Genomic DNA, 22,732 nt, shown 5'->3' with positions numbered 1-22,732 from the left:
TCAAAGAATGACTTTCAGGAAATATTCACCATCCTGCATCATTCCGAAACGGCAAGGGCCTGTGCACCGCCTTCTCAGGGGTTGAGCGGGGTCGAGCCGATAACGAACGTTCCGCCGATCTTCCACTGCCCGTCGGCATTCTTCACCATGCGGAAGACGATTTCATTCCGGTTGTCCTTATAATCCGCACCCTTGACTTTCCGGATGGCGACGTTGAAGAGCAGTGCGCATTCTTTGCCGGAGTAAGCGATGATGCGGCTGTTCTCCACGGTATAGGCGAGATCATAGTTCTGAAAAGCCTGGGTATAGCCGGCCTGCTCCGAAGCCTGGGGCTCCTTCTCGAACAGACCGAACAGCGCGTCTGCCTGTTTCTTAGCGGCATAATCATAATAGTTCTTCAGAACAGTCTGAACCGCTTCTGCATCCTCGGCGGGAACGGTCAATTGAACATTGCGCTGTGCGTCGGAGAGCAGGTACTGAACGCCGTTGATGGTTACATCGCGGATCCGCCAGTTGTCCTTGGCGTAGATCAGATGATAGGTATTGGAGGAACGCTGGTCCGGTTCGTAGGGTCCGCTGATGTGAGAGGTGCTCTCCACCGTCTGCACAATGGCGTCATTGCCCTGAAGCTTCAGGATGGAGGCTTGTTCCACGGCTGTCTTCATGTCGGAAGCCGCCATTGCTGCCTGAATCTGGCTCCGTACCGCTGGTACGTTCAGAGGAGAATCGGAGGTGAACAGGCTCATGAAGCCCTCCAGGTTCTCCGTATTGGAATATTCGACGTATTGGCTGAGCAGCGTCTTGATGCCGGAAGGATCGGCGGGGCTTGTAATCGACACCATACTGCTCTTGGCATTCCAGGCAACCGAGCAGCCGAACGCTTCTCCGATCAGGCGGAGCGGCACATAGACGGTTCCGTTAATCTTCTGCGGGGCAAGGGAGAGCTGAACAGCTTGTCCGTTGATTGTGGCCCGCTTGCTGCCGAGCTGAAGCTGGATGCGCAGTCCGTTCTTGGCGCCGGTAATGACGCCGGTCTTGGCGTCAAGCGAAGCCTGGGCCCCGTATTTCTGGAACAGCGCGCGCATCGGGACCAGGACCGTTCCTTCTTGCTGAACCGGGGCCAAGTCTCCGAAAGAGAGCGCCTTCTGATCGATCTGAACGGTAATCGGCTTGGATGAGGCTGAAGCGGGAGAGGCGGGAAGGGTGCAAGCTCCGGACAGCAGCAGGGCGGCCAGCGCCAGTTGAAGTTTCTTCATCGTTTAACACTCCTTTAAGTGGTCATACCTGTTGAAAATTATAGGACGCCGGAGACGCACCCGGCAGGTCCAGGCAGGATATTGACAGCGGGACAAAATCGTGGGACGCTTCACAATTTTTCCTGATTTGGCGCCGGCCTCCGCCTTAAGACCGAGCCGCAAAACCGTTCGCTGGTCGGTTCCTTCTCTCTGCTCCAGGCCCTACACTGGAAAGCACGGGAACCATACATAGAAGAAATACAGCCAGAGAACGACCGCAAATTATTGGGGAGTGGAAGGAGAGATTGGCAAGTGGAACGATTAACGAGGTGGACATTCAGGAACAGGGCGGCGGCCGGGCTGCTTATCGTCATCGCACTAATTGCAGGGGTGATGAGCTACTTCAAGCTGCCGATGGAATTTATGCCGGAGGCGGACAATCCGCAGGTGACGGTAACCGTACTCGGACCCGGGCAGGATACGGCGGCAATGGAGGAACGGGTAACCGGGCCAATTGAATCGGCGGTATCGGCTGTCAAAGGCAAGACGGGCATCCTGTCGACGACAGGGGACGGTTACTCGCAGATCAATCTGAACTTCGACGGCAAGACGGACATGAAAGCGGCGTCCCAGGATGTGCAGAAGGCCGTCGATGCGCTGACATTCCCCGAGGGGGTCATGAAGCCGTTTGTGGTTCAGCTGAATACTTCCATGATTCCGGTCTCGCAGTTGACCATGGCCTTCGACGAGGGACTGACGGAGCAGGCTTTGCAGAAGGTGGAGAAGGAGATTCTTCCGGCGCTGGAGGATATCGACGGGGTTGCGAATGTGGCCCTTTACGGCCGGAGCGCCCCGGTGGTGAACGTCCGGATGGATCCGGCCAAGATGGCCGCCAGCGGCGTATCGCTGCCGCAGATCATGGGCGTTCTCCAAGGGCGCAGCGTCTCGGCATCCATCGGCGAGCAGACGATCGCCGGAGAGACGGGCAGCGTGAACGTAACGGCCCGGATCGACAGCGTGGAGACGCTGAAGCGGCTGCCGGTCGCAGACGGCGTCACGCTGGGCTCGGTAGCCGCCGTTGAAGTGCGGCACGACCAGGAGAGCGTCAGCCGCTCGAACGGCCGGGACGTGCTGGTTGCAAGCGTAACGAAGGAAGCGGGCGCCAATGCGGCGGACGTCGGAAGCAAAGTGGCCGATAAGGCCAAAGAACTGAGCAAGAGCGTCAAAGGCGCTCATGTGGAAGTGATATTCAGTACCTCGGATATGGTCGTCGATTCGGTCAACAGCATGATGCGCGAAGTGCTGCTCGGCGCGCTGTTCGCCACGATCGTCATCCTGATCTTCCTGCGCAATGTGCGGGCGACGCTGATTACAGCGGTCTCGATTCCGCTGTCGCTGGCCGTCACGCTCTATCTGCTCGATCTGTCGGGCATTACGCTGAATATCATCACGCTGGGCGGCGTGGCTGTAGCGGTCGGCCGTCTGGTAGACGACAGTATCGTCGTCATCGAGAATATTTACCGGCGGCTTCAGAGGGAAGCCTTCTCTGTAGACATGATTGTCTCGGCGACCAAGGAAGTAGCGGCAGCCATTACATCGTCCACGATTGCAACGGTGGCGGTATTCCTGCCGATGGGTCTGCTGCGGGGCAGCCTTCAGGCTTTTCTCCTGCCGTTCGCCCTCACCGTTACCTACTCGCTGCTGACTTCGCTCGTGGTCGCCCTGACGGTGGTGCCGCTGCTTGGTTCGGGCTTGCTGCGCAAAGGCGGGCTCCGGGAGCATAAGCCTTCGCGCTCGTTCCTGCGGTTCCTGAACTGGAACCTGAGCCATAAATGGGTCTCGCTGACGCTCGGAACGGTGGTGCTGATCGGGTCGATCGCCGCCTACGTCACGATGCCGAAAGCCGCGCTGGACGCATCCGACGCCAGCTATGTATCGGTCCAGCTCAAATATCCGAACGACAAGCCGGTTGCCGAAGTGCTGGAGCGGGGCAAGCAGCTGGAGGCGGAGCTTATCAAGCAGCCGCAGACCGGGGATGTCGTCATGCAGTCGGGCAACAGCGCCGATATGGCCAAGTGGGGCAGCGTCTCATCAACCGCGCTGGTCGATTATACGATTGTTATCAAGAAGGGCACCAATGCCCAGGCGCTGATCGACCATATTGAGAGTCTGGCCGGCGACTATAAGGGAGCGGTTCTCTCGGTCAGCGAGATGAGTCTGATGGGCTCGTCCGGCGCGACCGAGTATATCGACATTGTCGGCGATGATCTGGAGACGCTGAAGCCGGTAGCAGCCGAAGTTCAGAAGGCGATTCAGCCGGTGGAAGGCATCCGCAAGATTACGAGCAATATGGATGATACGAAGCCGGTCTTTGCCTTCAAAATCGACCCGGCCGTCTCCGGCGGCCAGGAGATTTCCCAACAACTGGCGGCGGTGCTCAACCCGATCCCTCTCGGAGAGATCGATCTGAACGGAGCGCCATCCAAAGTGATGCTGGCGCCGTCCTCTGCGCCGAAGACGGAGAGCGACCTGCGGAACCTGACCATTCTGACGGCGCAGGGTCCGAAGAAGATCGGCGAAATCGCCGAGCTTGAAACCACCCGCCAGCCGGCGATGCTCTATCACAAGGACGGCAAGCCGTACATCCGGATTACGGCCGATGTCGATCCGAAGCGCGTCTCGGAGATCGGCAAGGACATTGCCGCTAAGACGAAGGATATCAAGACTCCGGATGGCGTCAAGCTGTACGCGGGCGGCGCCTCGGCAGAACAGAGCGGAGACTTTGCCGACCTTGGCATGACGGCGCTGCTGTCGATCGGCCTGGTCTACCTCATTATGGTCCTGACCTTCCGTACCCTGCGCGCTCCGCTGGCCATCATGTTCTCGCTGCCGCTGGCGGCAATCGGCGCCGTCATTGCGTTGCTGATCTCCGGAACAACGCCGGACTTCACCGCGCTCTTCGGAGCCCTGATGCTGATCGGCATCGTAGTGACCAACGCGATCGTGCTGATCGACCGCGTCAAGCACAACGAGGACTCGATGAGCATCCGCGAATCGCTGCTGGAAGCCGCCGGCACGCGGATGCGGCCGATCCTGATGACGGCTGTCGCCACCATCTGCGCGATGGTGCCGCTGCTCTTCGGCCACTCCGAGCAGGGAAGCATTGTCTCGCAGAGCCTGGCCATCGTCGTTGTCGGCGGGCTGACGGCCGCGACGGTGCTGACGCTGGTCGTCGTGCCGGTCATCTACGAGCTGCTGCATTTCCGCAAGGCGGCGCGCCAGCGCCGGCAGAATGTACAGAAGGCGGCATAGCATAAGCCGTCCGTATAAGATCACGGCCCTGCGGCCGCACAGAATAAGCCCGGTGAGGAATCGCCGGGCTTTCGTCTGCTCTGAAGGCCGTGAACAAGGCGAAGGACGCATTATATCAGAACAGGAACCTGCCTGACAATATCCTGCTTGGACATTTCAGGTTATTCGTATTGCCTTCAGAATTAGAGGAGAGCTGGGGCTGAGGGAGCAGGCTGAAAGTCTCTCGGTATCAGCCTAGGGAGCTTAGAAGGATACTTTGCCAGATTGTAAGCGCTCTTAAAATATTCAACAGTTAGGTAAGGAGATGCAGATAGAATGAAATACCTCATTGAGTCCGGCACCACCCTGGAGTTTGAGAATGTGGTGGCATTGCGTAAAAAGGTCGTTTTCGAGCAAATGAATCAAGAAATTGATTCTTTTGTGGAGTACCTGAGAAGCTTGGGCTTGGTAAGAAAGGGGCCGTTTATAACGGTAACCTTTGCCGTGGAGAACGATGGGAATCAGCGGCAAGTTATTGATATGGAATTTCTGGTGGCTGTGGATCGGGGCGTCAAGCTTCATCCGGAGTACCGTTACTTGCCCAAGTTCTATCTCACCAATGCCTTGCTCTGTCGGTATAAAGGATCACCCGAAGAAGTGCATCTTGTTTATGAAAGTTTTGCCGAGTATATGAGTAAGAACGGCTTGCAGCCAATTACCGCTTATTACAACGTCAATCATGACTCCGAGACCGGCGGCGAGATTCAAATCGATATGTATGTTGCAGTTAATCCTTGCCTGCTTTGAGCAGAACAGCAACGAAAGGGGGTGAATGGGAATGAATATGGCGATTGGAGATCTCAAGGGCTTCACACTGATCCAGGAAGAGATGCTGCAGAGCATTAATGGAGGCATCGATTGGTGGAACGTAGCCAAGTCGGCTGCGATTGGAGGAGCTTCGGGCGCAGTTACAGGAGGACTGGCATTTGCCGGTGCCGGAACTGTGGTAGCGCCTGTGGTTGGCACTGTATCTGCCGGAGCGGCAGGTGCGGTGGTAGGCGGTGTTGTAGGCGCGCTTTCGGGCGCGGCTAAGAGTATCTGGAAACAAGTCTGGTAATGACAGGGGGAGAAAATAAAAGATGCAATATGCGCTGAGTAACGGTTTTGTTGAAATGAACAGTTCTGAACTCATGGAAGTTAACGGCGGTTCCTGGTGGAAAGATGCAGTCGTAGGTGCCGTAGTAGGAGGAGCTGCCGGTGTCATTCGAGGAGCGGCGATGGGAGCGCTGATCGGGGCAACGGCAGGCCCTGGCGGAGCGGTAGCCGGTGCTATTTCCTGCGCAGCTTATTACGGGGTCCGCGGCGCGGCTACCGGTGCTGTATTTGGCGGTTCGGCAGGAGCGGTAAGCGTAATTTTCTAGTATTCCATATACCTGGAGCTGCGGCTCCAGGTATTTTCGCTAACGTTAGACAGGAGGTGCACGATGAATAAACATACGAACGGGTTTACTCTTTCGGTTGCGGGACTCGCTTTGGTTGCTGTCTCTATCTATCATACTTTAACTGTATGGAATACCGTACTGTTCATGGTAGGTTTGTTTTTTTGTTTTATGCCGTTTGACCTTAGATTTGCTTGGGAAGAGAGGAAGGGGAACAGTGAAATGAAGCCCACGGTTTCTTTTGGCTTTTTGGTATTTGTAGTTGTCGGTTTTGCTCTTATCTTAACTTCTCTTGCGGATGATATGAAGGTGGTTGACCTGCTGCTATTCGGTGTTGGGCTTGCTTTAATGTTCAATCCCCTTATTCGAAGCATATCTAAAAAGAAGTAACGATCTATCGATAATTAGAGTTTTGGAAGCGGCGGTGATGGAGCTGTTCAACAAGTATATTTGCATCAAACAACATGATTACAAAGATTGCGGTGCGGCTTGTCTGGCAACAGTCTGTAAGCAGTATGGACTCAAAATTCCGATTTCCAAAATACGGGAAGTCGCAGGAACAGACAATCAAGGTACCAGCGCCTATGGCCTGGTTAAAGCCTCTGAAGAATTAGGCTTTACCGTAAAGGCGGTTAAAGGAAATCGAGAGTCTCTGTTCAGCGAATTCCCGTTGCCGGCCATCGCCCACGTAGTAGTCGATGAACGGCTGCTGCATTATGTAGTCATCCATAAAGTTGATAAAAACCTGATCACCCTGGCTGATCCAGCGAAGGGAATACTGAAGCTCCCGCCGGAGGAGTTTCTCAAAATCTGGACTGGCGTTCTTATATTAATGGTTCCTACCCCTCAATTCCAGAAGGGGAACCAGACTAAAGGGCTATTCTCCCGTTTTTTTGGGCTGTTAATCCCGCAGCGGCGAATGCTCTTTGGCATTTTTCTTTCTTCAATGCTGTTTACGGTACTGGGGATTTTATCGGCGTTTTATTTTCAATTGCTGATCGATGAAATTCTTCCTTATAGCCTAAGCAGAACGCTGCACATTGTGTCGATTGGTGTAATTGTATTGTTTATATTCAAGGTTCTTTTGAATGCATTTCGGAGTCATATTTTGCTTACCCTCAGTCAAAATCTGGATATTTCGCTGATTTTGGGCTACTACCACCATGTCCTTAAGCTGCCCATGAATTTCTTCGGAACTCGCAAGACCGGCGAAATTATATCTCGGCTTATGGATGCTTCCAAGGTAAGGGATGCGATTTCTACCGCTACGCTAACGGTGATGATCGATACCATTATGGTTGTGGCCGGTGGGGTTATCTTATATGTCCAGAGTCCGCTTCTTTTTGGCATAACCGTACTGATGATTCCGTTGTACCTTTTGTTAGTCTGGGGATTTCACAAGCCTTTTGACCGTCTCAATCGGGAACAGATGGAGAAGAATTCTCAATTGACTTCTTACATCGTAGAGTCGATCGAGGGCATCGAGACCGTCAAAGCTTACCGTGCCGAAGCACAGGCTGGATTTGAGACCGAACAGAAATTTGTCGGTTTTCTGAAATCCGTTTTTCGGCTGGGGTTAATCAACAATATCCAGAGTTCTTTAAAGGCGACTGTGCAGATGATTGGCGGAGTGATTATTCTCTGGGTAGGCGCTGTCCAGGTTATTCAAGGCGATCTGTCCATCGGACAATTAATTGCTTACAATTCGCTCCTGGCTTATTTTCTGGAGCCTATTCAGAATTTGATCAACCTTCAGCCCACCCTTCAGACGGCAGTCGTAGCTGCAGACCGTCTAAGCGAAATTCTGGATCTCGAAGCGGAGAAACAAAATGACGAGGACAAAAAAATACGGCCGGAGCGTCTAAGGGGAGATGTTGATTTTCGAGGAGTCAGCTTCCGGTATGGAACCCGTTCTCTGGTCCTTGAGGATATTAGCCTTACCATCAATCAGGGAGAGAAAATTGCGTTGGTTGGTGAAAGCGGCTCCGGCAAGACCACTCTGATTAAATTGCTGATGCAGTTCTATTTGCATGAAAAAGGAGATATCCTGATTGGCAATTACAACATCAAGGATATTCATTTGGATCGATTAAGAGACCGGATTGCTTATATCTCGCAAGAGACCTTCTTCTTCAGCGGAACGATTCGGGAAAATCTCTGCCTGGGCGCTGCGGCAGACTATAATCTGGAGCAATTAATAGAAGCTTGTGAAATTGCACAGGCACATGAATTCATTAATCAACTGCCATTACGGTATCAGACGATTCTGGAGGAGAATGGAGCCAATTTATCCGGGGGTCAAAGACAACGGCTGGCGATAGCCCGAGCTCTGTTGCGACAACCGGATATTCTGATTTTGGATGAAGCGACAAGCAATTTGGATTCGACTACCGAAAAAGCCGTGTCCGAAACGATAAATAGCCTGGATGATATGAGCATGATTATTATCGCGCACCGGCTCAGTACCATTATGCGTTGCGACCGTATCTATGTTATGGATAAGGGACGGATACTGGAGGCGGGGAGTCACCATCAGCTTTTGCAGTGCCGAGGGAAATATTACAGTCTTTGGAAAGATCAGTTGCCGGAGAATGAACAGAAGCTTGTGCTGGCGGGCGGATAAGGTGGCCGAATAGAATGGACATAAAAATAAGAGAGCTTAGCGAAATGACAGACAGTCGGGAGATGCTTGAATCTAAGACACATCCCTTCATAACCGTTTTTCTGGTTATTGTGATGCTGCTGCTAGGGACGGTCTTGGTGTGGTCCTATTACGGCAGTATTGATGTGACTGCTAAGGCTGCGGCTGTGGCAAGATCCAATGAGAAGGTCAGCACCGTCCAGTCTGCTTCGCTGGGAAAAGTCACCGTTGTTAAAGTGAAAGAAGGCGAACAGATCCATAAAGGCGATGTGTTACTTGCACTTGATACCAAGGATCTTGCTCTTCAACTTCGCAACCAGAGCGACGAGGCGGACAAATGTATCCAGAAGCTGAACTTGCTTAAACGCTATCGTCACAGTATCGATAACCTGCACAATGAATTTTCGGAGTCCGATCCGGCAGAAGATGAGTATTACGACGGTGTAGAACAGTTCTTGCTGGAGTACCGCCAATTGCAGGACAGTCTTGCTGCCTCAGCGCTAGAAATAGAATCGGCTATCCACACTAACGAGAGCTCCCGAGCTCTGCTAAACAATGATCTGCAGACCAGCCAGGCTAAGCGGAGCGAGCAGGAATCCGAATTACAGCGTAAAATCAGTTGGCTCGAGACGGAGTTGACGCGGGAGAAACAGTTGGCTCAGTCTGTGAAAAGTAATCAAATTATCATCGAGACGAAGGATGCGAAGCGAAATCAGCAGTATGCCACCTATGCGGAAAAGCGTAAGCAATTGCTCAAGAATGCCGAGGAGAAAACGACTGACTTCAAAATACTGGAGAGTCTGGGGGAACGCCTCGTTTCAGGCGAAGAACTGATGAAGGCTCAAAGAGATATGGAGGCGGCCCAAGGACAGATACAGCAGCTGTATGAAGAAGAACTTTCAGGTATTGAGAACAATGTTGCAGATATGGAAGCTCAGTTGATTGAGATGAACAGCCAGTTGAGTACACTGAGACACCAAGCTTCGAGTAAATCCGAAATCGAAATCTATCATCTCCAAGAGGACAAACTGGGCAAAGAACTGGAGGATCTGAACAGCCAGCAAGTGATGGCTATGAACGCTGAAAATACTGCATTAAGTAAACTAAAGGCAGATCGAATTGTTCAGATCCAGAACCTCATTCAGGAGGAAGAGACCAAGCTAACCGCTCTGCAGAGCAATGTGGATCAACTCAAGCTGGAGATCGGAAATCATACGCTGGTGTCTCCTATTGACGGAACCATTAAGGTGATCAAAGAAATCAACGCAGGCGATGTAGTACAACCCGGAGAACCTTTAATGGCGGTTATTCCGATGAATGAATCCATGTATAAGATGAGTCTGGCAGTGCCCAATTCAGAAGCCGGAAAAATAAAGGTAGGCGACCCGGTGAAGTTTAATTTTGCAGCATTCCCCAAACAAAGCTTTGGTTCTTTAAGTGGAACGATAACTTCAATAGGAACCGACTCCGTTATTCAACAGGATGGGCTGAGCTATTATCTCGTTGAGGCGGCTCTGCCAAACAAATACTTGAAGAATCATAAAGGAGAACGGGGGGAAGTCCGTCTTGGTATGGAAGCACAGGCTTATATTTTGACAGATACCAAGCGGGTTATCGATTTTGTTCTGGAAAAAATCAGTTTCAAGCAATAGCAGGGGAGTGATAAAAGTGATCCGGCCGAGCAGGAGAACGAGTATATGGCTCTGTCTGATTCTGCTGATCGTGTTCTCGTCCAGCGCATATGCCGAGGAGGGGACGATCCGCAAGCTGTCGCTAGACGAGGCGACTCAGCTCGCACTTCAAAGCTTCAGCGAAATGAAGCAGACGAAATGGGAGTTGGCCGCAAGTGAAGCGGAGATGTCTTACGTTCAATCCGAGAAAAACAAGCTGGCATCCGCTAATGTGGAGACTAAGGCACCCCTGCTTACCGTAAATGCGGATGACTATTTTGCAGAAATCAAAGACTGGGACGACCTGGAGGAAGAAGAGCAAAATGCAATTCTTCAGTCGATAAATCTTCAAATTGCCATTAACCGTTCCATTAATCAGTGGATTCAATATCAGAATGGAATACAGAACGCGGCGAATCAACAAGAGAAGAATCAACAGCTGGAGACCTACGATGCACGGCTTCGAGAGTTGAACTGCAACCAGTCTTTGGCTTCTTTGGCTGTAATGAAAGCAGAACCGTTAATCCGCTATAAGGTAAAGCTCCAGTATATTGGGTTGAAGATGGCCTCGTCTGAAATGGAATTTGTCCAAGAGAGCTTTGAAGACAGCCAGAAGCTAGCTTCGGATGCGGCTGTCCTCTACAAAGCGGGAAGATTGTCCAGAAGCGGACTGGAGAAAATACAGCGCCAGGCCAGGGCCAAACAGGGCGAGCTTGAGTCCAAGAGGAACTCTTACCAGATCCAACTCTCTCAATTTAAGCGAGGACTCGGAATGAATGCCGATCTTCCGCTTGAATTGGACAACTTAATCATTGCCAATCCCTCCTCGCCTGATTTGAAGATTGCTGTTGATCTAGACCGAAATTATGACATCAAGCAAATGGACGCTAAAATCAAACTGGCAAAGAGTAATTTGGATGCTGCCGGGAAGGGGACAACAGAAATGAAAAATTATTATACAGTCCTTTGGTCTCAAGCAGTTGAGCAGAGAAACACTCTTAGAGTTGAATTGGGAAGTGCAGTGGAGGCATACCAGGCAGAAGCGGCCACCCTTTATTATCAATTTCAAAATGCCTCCTCAGAAGCAGAGGATGCTTCTGAGGAGGCTCAGGATGCCTACCGCTTGTATGTCTCTAAACGGATATCGTTTGCCAAACTGGAACAAGCGAATCAATCGCAGCGTGAGGCTGAGTATAAACTGGATCAATTCCGCTATCAATATCTGCTTCAGACAGAGAGAATGAAGCTGGCTGCTGAAGGAGTGATCATTTCGGAGAAGTGATGACAGACTCTATATTATGCCATGATGTGTCTGAACCTGCAATATCCTGCCGGGACCTTTTGCTTCTGGACCGAAGCGTTCACAATGGAGCACAGGGCGCAGCCTGCTTTGCAGGAGGGGAAGAGAAATCAAGAGAACGAGCCGTCACACCGTTGACCGATTCTCTGTCCTATCGTTGGGATTGCTCACGGTGATCGCGGTGAGGGAAGCGGTTCGGCTGCGCTGACGGTACCCGCTGTCTTTAAGCCGCTTATCGTTTAGCTTCGCCAATCGGTCTTCAGGTTACCATCGCGGCACAGATCAAGAGACCCGGACCTTGTCGTCCGGGTCTTTTGATTTTAAGATGCTTGAAGGCTATCTGGAATCCCAAGGCAAGGGGTATGACAAGGATAGGGATGCTTAATACAAGTCGGACATGCTGACCGGATAACCGAGCAGCTTCATCCGGTCGAAGAGCTGCGCCCGGTGATGCTGGGCGTGGGTAATGATTTCAATCAGCCACTTGGCCTGGACCGTGGGATGGTTCACATAGAACGGAGCCGTGGCTTTGTGCAGGAACTCGTCGTCGCTTAAAGCGTTCATGTAATCTTGAAGCAGGGCGGCTCCGGATTCGAACCGGGCGGTCAGCCGGGCGGCATCGGTGCCGGTGCTCGCTTCGATCTCCGCTTCCAGCGCCCGGACCGGCTCGGCCGGGCTTTCGCGCAGAATCAGCAGATCGACTTCGGGGATGGCGACCAGGTGCTGGGCCAGTTCGCGGAGGGTGCGCATATTCTCCTGCGGCCGCTGTTCCCAGTGCTCGGCTGAAATCCGGCTCAGCAGCTGGCCGGTGGTACGGATGATAAGGGACAATTCTTCAAATAAGAGAGCCTGAATTTCCTGAACGGCTTGCATGTGCAGTCACGCCTTTCCTGAATGGGCTGAGGGTGAAGGGGATGCCTTCCCTATCAGTGTAGCCTATAATGGTGACAAGTATAGTCATAATTGGGCAAAAAGAAAGAAGGGATTGCGATGTCCAAGTCCAAACGGCTGCTGGAGCTGATGCTGACCGTTAACCGCAAACGGAAGTTCACGGTCAAGGAATTGGCCCGGGAATTCCGGGTGTCGCCCCGGACGATGATGCGGGATCTTCAAGAGCTGGAGGAGCTCGGCGTCCCCCTGTATTCCGAGGTCGGGGCCCACGGGGGATACCGGGTCCTGAATGAACGGATTTTGCCGCCGATTGCTTTCACGGAGGAGGAAGCCGTCTCGCTGTTTTTTGCCAGTCATGCGCTCCGGCATTACACCGCGGTTCCGTTCCGTGCGGAAGCTTCCTCGGCTTTGGGCAAATTCTATCACTATATGTCCGCCGATGTCCGGGAGCGGATTGACCAGATGAGGAACCGCGTGGATTTCGTCATACCGCCCAGGCAGGCGGAGGCGCCGCATCTGCCGCTTCTGCTGAAGGCGGCCATCTCGTCGAAGGTGCTGCGGATCGGGTACCGTTCTTCGGGTCACACGGCGGAACGCGACATCCAGCCCATCGGCATCTATGCCAACAGCGGGCTGTGGTACTGTCCGGCGTACTGCTTCCTGCGGCAGGGCGTCCGCCTCTTCCGCTGCGACCGGATAGAGACGGCCCGGGAAGTAGAGGACGGGCCTGTGTCTCTTGATCTCAGGGAAACTCATCTCGGCAACTGGCATGAGGTCTCTGGCGGAGAGGGAGCGCTTCTTCGCTGCCGGGCCGAGCTTACGGAGGAAGGGGTTCGTGTCTGCCAGGCCGAGCTGGGCGCGCGAGGGGGAGTTACGGTTCGCCAAGACGGCAGCGGCCTGCTGGACAGCGAGATACCGGGCAGCGAGCTGGACTACTTCGCCCGCCTGTTTGCCGGCCTCGGGCCGAGCGCTCTGGTGAAGGAGCCGCCGGAGCTGATCGCGGCCGTCCGGCGCCTTTTGCTGGAAACGCTGGAACGATATAAGAAATAGGCCGAAGGGAGGGGACGGAATGATACTCCGATTCGTGGAACTCATCATTCCCTTTGCCGCGCTTGCGCTCTGGGTGTATTGGATGTGGCGGCTCATAAAATGGCTGCGCGGCAGACGGTGAGAGGGCACCGGGAATCGCCTGCCCGGCATGAATCACAAAGGACCGTCCGGGGGACGGTCCTTTTGCTGGAATCGGAAGGAGCCGGCATTGGCTGAATTCCCGTGCAGTTGTCCCCGGCCTCAGCCGCAGGAACAGTTCAGCACCGGCTTGCGGGCAGCCTGAGTCTCGTCGAGCCGGCTGATTTCGGTCGTATGCGGGGCGTTCCGCACCCTCTCGGGGTTCGTTCTGGCTTCCTCGGCGATGGCAATCAGCGTGTCGATGAAGCCGTCGAGCGTCTCCTTGCTCTCGGTCTCGGTCGGCTCGATCATCAGGCACTCCTCGACGGTCAGAGGGAAGTAGACGGTCGGCGGATGATAGCCGAAATCCAGCAGCCGTTTGGCGACATCGAGCGTGCGGACCCCGTACGCTTTCAGATTTTTGCCGGAGAGAACGAATTCGTGCTTGCACAGCCCCGGATAGGGCGCATCGAAATGCGGCGCCAGTCTGGCGAGCATGTAATTGGCGTTCAGCACGGCGTTCTCGGAGACTTCGCGCAGGCCGTCCGGTCCATAGGTGCGGATGTAGGTATAAGCGCGGACCAGAATGCCGAAGTTGCCGTAAAAAGCTTTCACCCGGCCGATGGAATCCCGCCCCCCGTGATTCAGCGTGAAGGTTCCGTCCTCCCGGCGGGAGACGGACGGCGCGGGCAGGAACGGAATCAGCTTCGCCTTGACGCCGACCGGTCCGGCCCCGGGTCCGCCGCCGCCGTGCGGGGTGCTCATCGTTTTGTGCAGATTGAGATGCACGACGTCAAAGCCCATGTCGCCCGGACGGGTAATGCCCATAATGGCGTTCGAGTTGGCGCCGTCGTAATACAGCAGGCCGCCGGCCTCGTGAACAATCGCCGCGATCTCGGTAATCTGTGTCTCGAACAGACCGAGCGTGCTCGGGTTGGTCAGCATCAGCGCAGCGGTATCGGGGCCGACGGCGGCGCGCAGCGCCTCCAGGTCCACCATGCCGGCCGCATCCGAGGCAATTGTAACGGTCGTCAGGCCCGCCGCCGAAGCGCTGGCGGGATTCGTGCCGTGCGAGGAGTCGGGCACAATTACCTTGGTCCGCTGCTCGCCCCGGCTCTCGTGGTAGGCGCGGATCATCATGAGTCCGGTCCATTCGCCGTGGGCCCCGGCTGCGGGCTGGAGCGAAACGGCGTCCATGCCGGTCAGCGCGGCGATATCGCGCTGGAGCGTATGCATCAGCTCAAGCGCGCCCTGGAGCGTCTCTTCCGGCTGATACGGGTGAATGCGGGCGAAGCCGGGGAACCGGGCGACATCCTCGTTGATCTTCGGATTGTATTTCATCGTGCAGGAGCCAAGCGGATAAAATCCGTTGTCCACGCCAAAGTTCCGGCGGGACAGCGCCGTGTAATGCCGGATAACATCGACCTCCGACACCTCCGGCAGCGCGGCGGGGGCGCTGCGCATAAGCTCCGCCGGAATCAGCGACTCCAGCTCCTCCTCCCCGGGAACATCGCAGACGGGCAGGGAATACGCCGTCCGTCCGGGCTTGCTCAGCTCGAAGATCAGGCTCTGTTCGGGTTTCTGCAATTCCTTACTCATAGACAGCCCTCCAATGCGCTGGCAAATTCATCGATTTCAGTCCGGGTCCGCTTCTCGGTGACGGCAATCAGCATATGGCCGGCAAGCTCGGGGTAATCCCGGCCCAGATCATAGCCGCCCAGGAAGCCCGCTTGGGCGAGCTTCGAGCCGACGGCGGACAGGTCCGTGCCTTCCGGCAGCTTCACGGCGAACTCGTTGAAGAACGGAATGTTGAAGGCCAGAGTCACGCCGGGGACGGCGGATAGCCGCTTGGCGGCATAATGGCTTTTGCGGATGTTCAGCTCGCACGCCTCCCGCAGCCCTTCCCGGCCCATCACCGACAGATACACCGAGGCGCAGAGGGCGAGCAGGGCTTGGTTGGAGCAGATGTTGCTGGTCGCCTTCTCGCGGCGGATATGCTGCTCCCGCGCCTGGAGCGTCAGCACGAAGCCGCGCTTGCCGCTGCGGTCGACCGTCTGGCCGACAATGCGGCCCGGCATGCGCCGCATCAGAGGCTCGGCGATGGCGAAGTAGCCGCAGGTCGGTCCGCCGAGCGAGGCGCTGATGCCGAGCGGCTGGGCGTCGCCGACGACGATGTCGGCGCCGAGGCGGCCCGGCGCTTCCAGCAGGCCGAGCGCCAGCGGGTTCGCGCTGACGACCAGCAGCGCCTTGGCGCGGTGCGCCAGCTTCTCCATGGCGGCGAGATCCTCGATGCCCCCGAAGAAGTTCGGGTACTGGACGAGGACGGCGGCCGTCCGGTCGTCGATCGCTTCAGCCAGCGCTGCGGCATCGGTGACGCCGTCCGCGGCCCGGACGGGGACGATCTCCAGGCCCAGCCCGCGGGCGGTCGTGGCCAGCACGCCCCGGGCCTCCGGATGCACGGCGTCGGAGATGACGATCCGCGTCCGCCGGGTCTGGCCCGAGGCGAGCACCGCCGCCTCCGCGAGCGCCGTCGCGCCGTCGTACATGCTGGCATTGGCGACCTTCATGCCGGTCAGCTCGCAGATGTAGGACTGGAATTCAAAGATCGCCTGCAGCTCGCCCTGGCTGATCTCCGGCTGATACGGCGTGTAGGCGGTATAGAATTCCGAGCGGGAAATGACATGGTTGATAACGACCGGGATGTGATGGTCGTACAGTCCGGCTCCCAGGAAGCTGACATGGGAATCGAAATGGGCGTTGCGTCCGGCCAGCCGGTTCATATGGCGCAGCAGGGCGTATTCATCCAGCGCTTCCGACAGGGGAAGCCTTCCTTGGTAGCGTACGGCCTCGGGAATATCGGCGAACAAATCGTCCACGGTCTGAACCCCGATGGTTCCCAGCATGGCGCTGCGGTCTTCTTCGGTCATCGGCAAATAACGGTGTCTCATGCAGGACTCACTCCTTGGATCGAATGGATGGAACAGGCTGTGCCCGGTAAAAAGGGGTCTTCACGACTTCCGCCTTCAGGCGTCTGCCGCGGATCTCCACCTCGACGGCGCTGCCGATGGCGGCATAGGCGGCCTCGATCAGCGCCAGCCCCAGGCTGCGCTTCAGGGTCGGCGACTGGGTGCCGGTCGTCACCTCGCCGATGCGCCGGCCGTCCGCGTAGACCGGATAATGGCAGCGCGGAATGCCGCGGTCGATCATCTCCAGACCGACCAGGCGGCGGGGCGGGCCGCCTTCCTTCTGGGCGGCGAGCGCCTCGCGGCCGATGAACTCGCCTTTGCCGAGCTTGACGAACGGGCCGAGGCCCGCCTCCAGCGGAGAGATGTCCGGCGACAGCTCCTGTCCGTAGAGCGGCAGCCTGGCCTCGAAGCGGAGCGTGTCGCGGGCGCCGAGCCCGGCCGGCAGCAGCCCGTGCTCCCGGCCGGCTTCCAGAAGGCCGGTCCAGAGTGCGACGGCTCCGGCGGCCGGCGCGTACAGCTCGAAGCCGTCCTCGCCGGTGTAGCCGGTGCGGGAGAGCAGGACGGGGACGCCGCACACCGTCGCCCCCTCCAGGAAGCGGAACGGCTTCAGGGCGGCGGGGTCGGCGTCCGTTACGGCCGAGAGAATCGCGGACGCCGCCGGACCCTGGAGAGCGAGCAATGCCGTCTCCTCCGAGGCATCCCGAAGACTCGGGCCTCCCTCCGCCGGGAGATGGAGCTTCAGCCACTCGAAATCCTTGACGGTATTGGAGGCGTTCACGACCAGCATATAGCGGCCTTCGCCCAGACGGTACACCAGCAGATCATCCACGGTGCCGCCGTCCGGGTAGCAGAGCAGCGAGTATTGGGCCTGCCCGTCTTCAAGCCCGCTGACATCATTCGTGGTCATCCGCTGAAGGTACGCTTCCGCGCCTTCTCCGGTAACGAGGAACTCGCCCATGTGCGAGACGTCGAACAGCCCGGCAGCGGTGCGAACCGCTTCATGTTCTTTCTGGATGCCGACGAACTGCACGGGCAGCTCCCAGCCTCCGAAGTCGATGCACCGGGCATCCGGGAAGGCGTCGGCCTGCGCGCGCAGGGGCGTTTTTTTCAGGTGGTCCATGTGTTCACTCTCCTCCGCGATTTAGAATGGCATGCCAAAAAGGACAGGCAAAAGAAGGAGGCGCCTCTGGCGCGCTCGCGCTTCTTTCGCTCTGTCCCTTGTACCTGAGAGTTGCCCCGCTGCCTCACGGCCCCTGCCTGCCGGACGCTCTGCGTCCGGGCGGGCAATCGGCTCCGCCTGGCATAGATGCGGGTTTCCCCGTTGGTGACCGCTTCTCCCCCATGCCTAAGGCTGCATCGGGCGGCGGTGCTCTCCAGAGATGCGTCCGGTACAGGTCCTTTTGCCTGAGAGATTCACCCGGCTTGCATCCGGGCTTACTCCTTCGGCGCCGCCTTCAGCAAGCGGTCTCTCCCTGCACCCTCATTCGCCTGACCTATGTGATTCTTCTCACTCCATTAAACCCGCCTTTCCCGTATGCTGTCAACGAGAAGAGGAGAAATGTTCGTGATTTTTTTGTGGTATCCGCTTTCAATCAGCTGAATCGCACAAGGTCTGGCAGCTGCCTGTCAGCTTTTCCGTACGTTATCCGGGCGTTGACGGTTGACACGGCGGAAGGGTATCCCGTAGTCTTAGTTTGATGAAATTCACGAGTGAAGGGACGGCGTAGGAAATGAGCGAAGTGTTGGATCACCTCCGGTACAGCGAAGAACACGAGTGGGCGCAGCAGGGCGAAGGACGGACCGTCCGTGTAGGCATCACCGACCATGCCCAGCATCTGCTCGGAGATATCGTATTTGTCGAATTCCCGGAGGTCGGCGCGGCGGTGACGGCGGGCGACAGCATCGGCAGCATCGAATCGGTCAAGACGGTCTCCGAGCTGTATACCCCGGTATCGGGAACGGTGACCCGGATCAACGAGGAGCTGGAGAACCGTCCCGAGCTGCTGAACGAGCAGCCTTACGGCGAAGGCTGGATCTATGAGCTGGAGCTGGACGGGGAGTTTGAGGCGGCGGTGGCGTCTCTTCTGGACGCAGCGGCCTACAAGGAAATCATCGGCGAATAAGACGCGGATCATCACGGAAGAAGGCTTCGGACCCGGAGAGTGCGGGACCGAAGCCTTCTTGGGAGGGAGAAGGAACTGGATGGCGTGTAGAAGGACTGCCGCCGGGGCGCGGTTTCGGGAGACGGGGAATGAAGGCGCAAGGCGGTGTCGCCGTATGCCTACTCGTCTCTCTCTTCGAGCTGCTTCAGGCGGGCGGCGGCTCTGTCGAGCGCGGCTTTGCGCTGGTTCATCCGGCGCTGCTGCTCCTGCTCGATCCGCAGGAACTCGGCTTCGTCCAGCTCCATCCACCGGCGCAGCCGGTCCGCTCCCGGAGCCGGAGGCGAAGCCGGACGTCCGCGTTTGGCGCCTGCGTAGCAGAGATACTTGTGCCTCACTTCCAGCGCGCACTCGCGGAACTCCGGGTAGAGCAGGCGGGAGAGGCTGCCCGCGTAGAACGTCTGCTTGTGGTCATGATAGGGATGGTAGCCATAGGGCACGGTGACGATCAGCTTGCCGCCTCTGGCCAGCAGCCCGGAGGCGCGGGCGATCAGCCGCCCGGGGTGGGCAAAGTGTTCGAGGATTTCTCCGAGAATCACGGTATCGAACCGGTGCTCCCCGGCCGTGAAATCCAGAATGCTGGCCAGCTGGAAGGCGACATGATCGCGGACCGGCTTCGATTCCCGGGCACGTTCGGCTCTTGCGAAGCGGAGACTGGCTGCGTCGAGATCGATGCCGGTGACGGAGAACCCCTCCCGGGCGAGCAGGATCGAGGCGATTCCCTGGCTGCAGCCGACATCCAGAACCCGGCTGCCCGAAGCTTGGGCGCAGATCCAGTGGATGCGGGATCGCGTAGCTTCATGCGAATCCTCGGAGTTGATCTGTCCGTAATAGCGTTCGCTGACCCGGTCGTTATTGGGCATGGTTCTCCTCCCCGCCGGCGCGTCCGCCGCCCAAGAGAACGATCCGTCCGCCCCGGCAGCCGCGCGTGGCGTTGCGGGTATCCAGGATAAGCGGCGCATGATCGGCCATCGCCTGGTAGTCGACTCCGCTGTGATCGGTCGTAATGACCACAAGATCGGCATCGGCCCAGACGGCGGGGCCGCCCTTCAGCGAAGCGAAGGTCTTCTTGCCGAGCCGGAACGAGGCGACATAAGGGTCCGCATAGGAGACGGCGGCTCCCTTCCGGCGCAGCAGCCGGAACAGGTCCAGAGCGGGAGATTCCCGCACGTCGTCGATATCTTTTTTGTAGGCGATCCCCGAGAGGAGGATGTGCGCTCCCCGGAGCTTCAGACCCCGTTTCTTCAGCAGTTCCTGAATCCGCCGGACAAGGCGGTGAGGCTGTCCGCGGTTGATCCGGTCCGCCAATTCGATAAAAGCAACCGGCAGGCCGAGCGACTTGGACTTCCAGGAGAGGTAGAGGGGGTCCACCGGAATGCAGTGGCCGCCGATGCCGGGACCCGGATAGAAGGGAAGGAAGCCGAACGGTTTGGTCGCGGCGGCATCCAGCACCTCCCATACGCTGATTCCAAGCCGTTCGCACACGGGCGCAAGTTCATTGACGAGTCCGATATTGACGCTGCGGAAGGTGTTCTCGAACAGCTTGGCCGTCTCGGCCACAGCCGGAGAGCTGACCGGAACCACCCGGTCCAGGAAGGAAGCGTAGAAGGCCGTTCCGGCTTCCAAGCAGCGGGCCGTGACGCCGCCGACGATTTTGGGCGTATTGGTGACGCTGTAATGAAGACTGCCGGGGTCCACCCGCTCGGGAGAGTAGCAGAGGCAGTAGTCCTCTCCCGCCTTCCAGCCTCTGGCCCGCTCAATCGCCGTCCGGATCAGCTCGTCGGTCGTACCGGGATAGGTGGTGCTCTCCAGAACGACGAGGCATCCGCGGCGCAGATGGGGAATCGCTCCGTCCAGCGCGGAGCGGATGAACGAAATGTCCGGGCGGTGCCTTCCGTCGAGCGGGGTAGGCACGCAGAGAATCGCGATATCGGCTTCGGCCAGCGCGGCAAAATCGGTGCCGGGCCAAAAGCCTCCCCCGGAACCGGGGGATTGGCCGCCGTCGGCGGCCAGGACGGAGACCAGCGCCCCGTCGCTGACATCGAGACAGTAGGAATGGCCGCTGCGGAGCGCAGCGACCTTGCCGGCGTCGATATCGACGCCGCGCACCCGGTAGCCCGCCCGGGCGATGGCCGCGGCCATCGGCAGTCCGACATAGCCGAGCCCGATTACGGCTGCGACGGCGGAGCGGCCCCGGATTTTATCTTGAAGCATGTCGATTGTCATGTTGAAGACCTCCTGTCGGTTTACTTCAGGACTAGCGCCGGGCCTGGCGGATGAATCCTTCGGCCCGCAGCAGGGCGGCGATTTCGGAACGGTTCATCAGCCGGCCGTCCGAGCGGTACTGCGGGAAGCCGGCCTTCGGCAGTCCGCCGTAAGCGGCTGTCAGGGCTTCGCCCGGCGACGGGGGCAGGATGACGAAATAACGGCTGTCATAGATCCGGGCCGACGGCGCCTCATAGGGCGAGATCAGCACCTCGTGCAGCTTCTCGCCGGGGCGTATGCCCGTCTCGCGGACCGGCAGCCCGGCCGCTCCGTCTCCGGCGGAGGCCTCTGCGAGCACGGCGGCGAGGTCGGCGATCCGGCAGCCGTTCATCCGCATGACGAAGGTCTCGCCGCCGACCGAAGCCTCGGCCGCCTTCAGCAGCAGCCCGATCGCTTCGGTCAGCGTCAGGAAGAACCGCGTCATGCCGGCGTCCGTTAGCGTCAGCTCCTTGCCCTCGGCGATCTGGCGCAGGAACAGCGGCACGACGCTGCCGCTCGTGCCGAGCACGTTGCCGCCGCGGATGCAGACGAACCGGGTTCCGGGGCTCCAGCCGTTCGCACGGATGGTCAGCTTCTCCCCGATCGCCTTCGTCATGCCGTAGACGTTGACGGGATCGACCGCCTTGTCGGTTGAGACGTCGATCACCTTACGGACGCCGCAGTCGATGGCGGCCCGGATGACATTCTCCGTGCCGAGCACGTTGGTCTTAAGCGTCTCCTGCGGCTGGAATTCGCAGACCGGCACATGCTTCAGCGCCGCCAGGTGGAAGACATAGTGGACGCCCCGGCAGGCGTCCAGAACCGCCTGGGCGTCGCGGACATCGCCGATGATGAACTTCAACCGGGGATCGCCGCCGAAGGCGCGGTTCATTGCAACCTGGGCGCTCTCGCCCCGGGAATAGATCCGAATTTCGGCAGGCTGCCGCTCCAGCAGCGCGGCCGCAAGCTTTTGCCCCCAGGAGCCTGTCCCCCCTGTAATCAGAATCGTGGACCCTCTAAACACATCCATCCCCTCCCATGAATGAGGCCAGCACGGCCTGAATCTCCTCCGGTGCCAGCCGGCCCTTGGCCGGAACCTTCTTGCGCGAGACGTTGGCCCCATGCACGACATTGACGTAATTGCGCGGCGTCAGAATCTCGTGCGGAAGCTTCGGCACATTGCCGTGTCCGCCGCCCGGAATGATAATGCGGTGGCCGGCGGCATAGTCGGAAGACGAATAGAGAAATACATAGAACTGCGGGCAGGGATGGAAGATAGGGGCCATCGCTCCCTCTTCCGCGTCCCACAAATACCCGTTCTGGTTGATGAGCGCGACCGTTCCGGGCTGCGGTTCATACTCGCAGAGCTGCCGGATATACGTCTTGTGGACGAGATCGTCGGAATCCAGCCGCGCAATGAACAGCTCGTCGGTCCCCGCGGCATACGCGGCGACGCGCCGGGCGCATTCCCGGGTTTCGGCGAACAGGAAGGAATCCGGCAGACCTCCGGTGGCGGCCAGCTCCGCACGGACGGCTTCTCCGCTGCCCGCGGCCACCTTGCCGGTCACCAGAAATTCCTGCTCCTCCTGGGCCAGCAGACTCTTCAGCGTGAACCTCCTGAATATTCCGACCCGCTCCGCAATCCACTCGCGCGTCAGCCGGTTCGGATTCATGCCGTAATTGTTGAAATTGATCTCAACGACAACTCGGCGCCTCATGCGCATCCCTC

Annotated in this window: 19 protein-coding genes and 1 riboswitch; of the genes, 10 read left to right on the top strand and 9 right to left on the bottom strand. The window is 57.6% G+C overall.

The features are described 5' to 3' along the window. Window positions 1-74 precede the first annotated feature (74 nt). On the bottom strand, window positions 75-1,256 hold the full coding sequence (locus RBI05_RS08130; protein ID WP_310550723.1) for a copper amine oxidase N-terminal domain-containing protein: 1,182 nt from the start codon (window positions 1,254-1,256) through the stop codon (window positions 75-77). 291 nt (window positions 1,257-1,547) lie between these two features. On the opposite strand from RBI05_RS08130, the gene RBI05_RS08125 reads away from it, so the two are divergent. The 8 genes from RBI05_RS08125 (at window position 1,548) to RBI05_RS08090 (ending at window position 11,558) form a co-directional block, all read left to right on the top strand. Further along, the gene (locus RBI05_RS08125) at window positions 1,548-4,547 is read left to right on the top strand and encodes an efflux RND transporter permease subunit (RefSeq protein WP_310550722.1); all 3,000 of its coding nucleotides are present in this window, start codon (window positions 1,548-1,550) and stop codon (window positions 4,545-4,547) included. A 315-nt stretch (window positions 4,548-4,862) separates the two neighbouring features. After that, window positions 4,863-5,333, top strand: coding sequence for a DUF5085 family protein (locus RBI05_RS08120; RefSeq protein ID WP_310550721.1), 471 nt, complete (start codon window positions 4,863-4,865; stop codon window positions 5,331-5,333). Between the two features lie 31 nt (window positions 5,334-5,364). After that, window positions 5,365-5,643 carry a bacteriocin gene (locus tag RBI05_RS08115; protein ID WP_223879942.1) on the top strand — a complete coding sequence of 93 codons (279 nt, stop codon included), beginning with the start codon at window positions 5,365-5,367 and terminating at the stop codon, window positions 5,641-5,643. 22 nt (window positions 5,644-5,665) lie between these two features. Next, the gene (locus tag RBI05_RS08110; RefSeq protein WP_150459431.1) at window positions 5,666-5,947 is read left to right on the top strand and encodes a class IIb bacteriocin, lactobin A/cerein 7B family; all 282 of its coding nucleotides are present in this window, start codon (window positions 5,666-5,668) and stop codon (window positions 5,945-5,947) included. Window positions 5,948-6,010: 63 nt separating this feature from the next. Beyond that, a complete protein-coding gene (locus tag RBI05_RS08105) occupies window positions 6,011-6,355 on the top strand; it encodes a hypothetical protein (RefSeq protein ID WP_150459430.1) in 345 nt (114 codons plus the stop codon). A gap of 37 nt (window positions 6,356-6,392) precedes the next feature. Further along, window positions 6,393-8,588 carry a peptidase domain-containing ABC transporter gene (locus tag RBI05_RS08100; RefSeq protein ID WP_310550720.1) on the top strand — a complete coding sequence of 732 codons (2,196 nt, stop codon included), beginning with the start codon at window positions 6,393-6,395 and terminating at the stop codon, window positions 8,586-8,588. Between the two features lie 14 nt (window positions 8,589-8,602). Beyond that, window positions 8,603-10,258: an HlyD family efflux transporter periplasmic adaptor subunit gene (locus RBI05_RS08095; protein ID WP_310550719.1), complete on the top strand. Its 1,656-nt coding sequence runs from the start codon at window positions 8,603-8,605 to the stop codon at window positions 10,256-10,258. Window positions 10,259-10,274: 16 nt separating this feature from the next. Beyond that, window positions 10,275-11,558 (top strand): TolC family protein, encoded by a 1,284-nt coding sequence (locus tag RBI05_RS08090; protein WP_310550718.1) that lies wholly within the window; start codon window positions 10,275-10,277, stop codon window positions 11,556-11,558. Window positions 11,559-11,957: 399 nt separating this feature from the next. On the opposite strand, the gene RBI05_RS08085 is transcribed toward RBI05_RS08090, so the two are convergent. After that, on the bottom strand, window positions 11,958-12,449 hold the full coding sequence (locus RBI05_RS08085) for a DinB family protein (RefSeq protein WP_150459426.1): 492 nt from the start codon (window positions 12,447-12,449) through the stop codon (window positions 11,958-11,960). 117 nt (window positions 12,450-12,566) lie between these two features. On the opposite strand from RBI05_RS08085, the gene RBI05_RS08080 reads away from it, so the two are divergent. Then, window positions 12,567-13,517 (top strand): helix-turn-helix transcriptional regulator, encoded by a 951-nt coding sequence (locus RBI05_RS08080; RefSeq protein ID WP_310550717.1) that lies wholly within the window; start codon window positions 12,567-12,569, stop codon window positions 13,515-13,517. Between the two features lie 240 nt (window positions 13,518-13,757). Here the strand turns inward: RBI05_RS08080 and gcvPB are convergent, their stop codons facing one another. From gcvPB to gcvT, 3 genes are read right to left on the bottom strand one after another with little or no spacing between them, the layout of a single operon-like run. Continuing rightward, a complete protein-coding gene (gene gcvPB, locus RBI05_RS08075) occupies window positions 13,758-15,233 on the bottom strand; it encodes an aminomethyl-transferring glycine dehydrogenase subunit GcvPB (protein WP_310550716.1) in 1,476 nt (491 codons plus the stop codon). Then, window positions 15,230-16,582 carry an aminomethyl-transferring glycine dehydrogenase subunit GcvPA gene (gene gcvPA / locus RBI05_RS08070; protein WP_310550715.1) on the bottom strand — a complete coding sequence of 451 codons (1,353 nt, stop codon included), beginning with the start codon at window positions 16,580-16,582 and terminating at the stop codon, window positions 15,230-15,232. The genes gcvPB and gcvPA overlap by 4 nt, the downstream gene beginning before the upstream one ends. Window positions 16,583-16,589: 7 nt before the next feature. Next, window positions 16,590-17,720: a glycine cleavage system aminomethyltransferase GcvT gene (gene gcvT / locus RBI05_RS08065; RefSeq protein ID WP_310550714.1), complete on the bottom strand. Its 1,131-nt coding sequence runs from the start codon at window positions 17,718-17,720 to the stop codon at window positions 16,590-16,592. A 262-nt stretch (window positions 17,721-17,982) separates the two neighbouring features. After that, window positions 17,983-18,084: riboswitch (glycine riboswitch) on the bottom strand. A 246-nt stretch (window positions 18,085-18,330) separates the two neighbouring features. Here gcvT and gcvH point away from each other — a divergent pair. Next, window positions 18,331-18,723 (top strand): glycine cleavage system protein GcvH, encoded by a 393-nt coding sequence (gcvH, locus tag RBI05_RS08060; protein ID WP_310550713.1) that lies wholly within the window; start codon window positions 18,331-18,333, stop codon window positions 18,721-18,723. A gap of 158 nt (window positions 18,724-18,881) precedes the next feature. Here gcvH and RBI05_RS08055 read toward each other — a convergent pair whose 3' ends face one another. Genes RBI05_RS08055 through RBI05_RS08040 form a run of 4 tightly spaced genes read right to left on the bottom strand, consistent with a single transcriptional unit; the run spans window position 18,882 to window position 22,721 of the window. Further along, the gene (locus RBI05_RS08055) at window positions 18,882-19,622 is read right to left on the bottom strand and encodes a class I SAM-dependent methyltransferase (protein WP_310550712.1); all 741 of its coding nucleotides are present in this window, start codon (window positions 19,620-19,622) and stop codon (window positions 18,882-18,884) included. Next, the gene (locus RBI05_RS08050) at window positions 19,612-20,985 is read right to left on the bottom strand and encodes a nucleotide sugar dehydrogenase (RefSeq protein WP_310550711.1); all 1,374 of its coding nucleotides are present in this window, start codon (window positions 20,983-20,985) and stop codon (window positions 19,612-19,614) included. Before RBI05_RS08050 ends, RBI05_RS08055 begins: the two co-directional genes overlap by 11 nt. A 31-nt stretch (window positions 20,986-21,016) precedes the next feature. Next, on the bottom strand, window positions 21,017-22,027 hold the full coding sequence (locus RBI05_RS08045) for a polysaccharide biosynthesis protein (RefSeq protein WP_310550710.1): 1,011 nt from the start codon (window positions 22,025-22,027) through the stop codon (window positions 21,017-21,019). Then, on the bottom strand, window positions 22,020-22,721 hold the full coding sequence (locus tag RBI05_RS08040; protein WP_310550709.1) for a glycosyltransferase: 702 nt from the start codon (window positions 22,719-22,721) through the stop codon (window positions 22,020-22,022). Before RBI05_RS08040 ends, RBI05_RS08045 begins: the two co-directional genes overlap by 8 nt. Window positions 22,722-22,732 lie beyond the last annotated feature (11 nt).

Source organism: Paenibacillus glufosinatiresistens, from assembly GCF_031470375.1.
Taxonomy (GTDB): domain Bacteria; phylum Bacillota; class Bacilli; order Paenibacillales; family Paenibacillaceae; genus Paenibacillus_AQ; species Paenibacillus_AQ glufosinatiresistens.
This window is presented reverse-complemented; position numbering and strand designations above follow the sequence as displayed.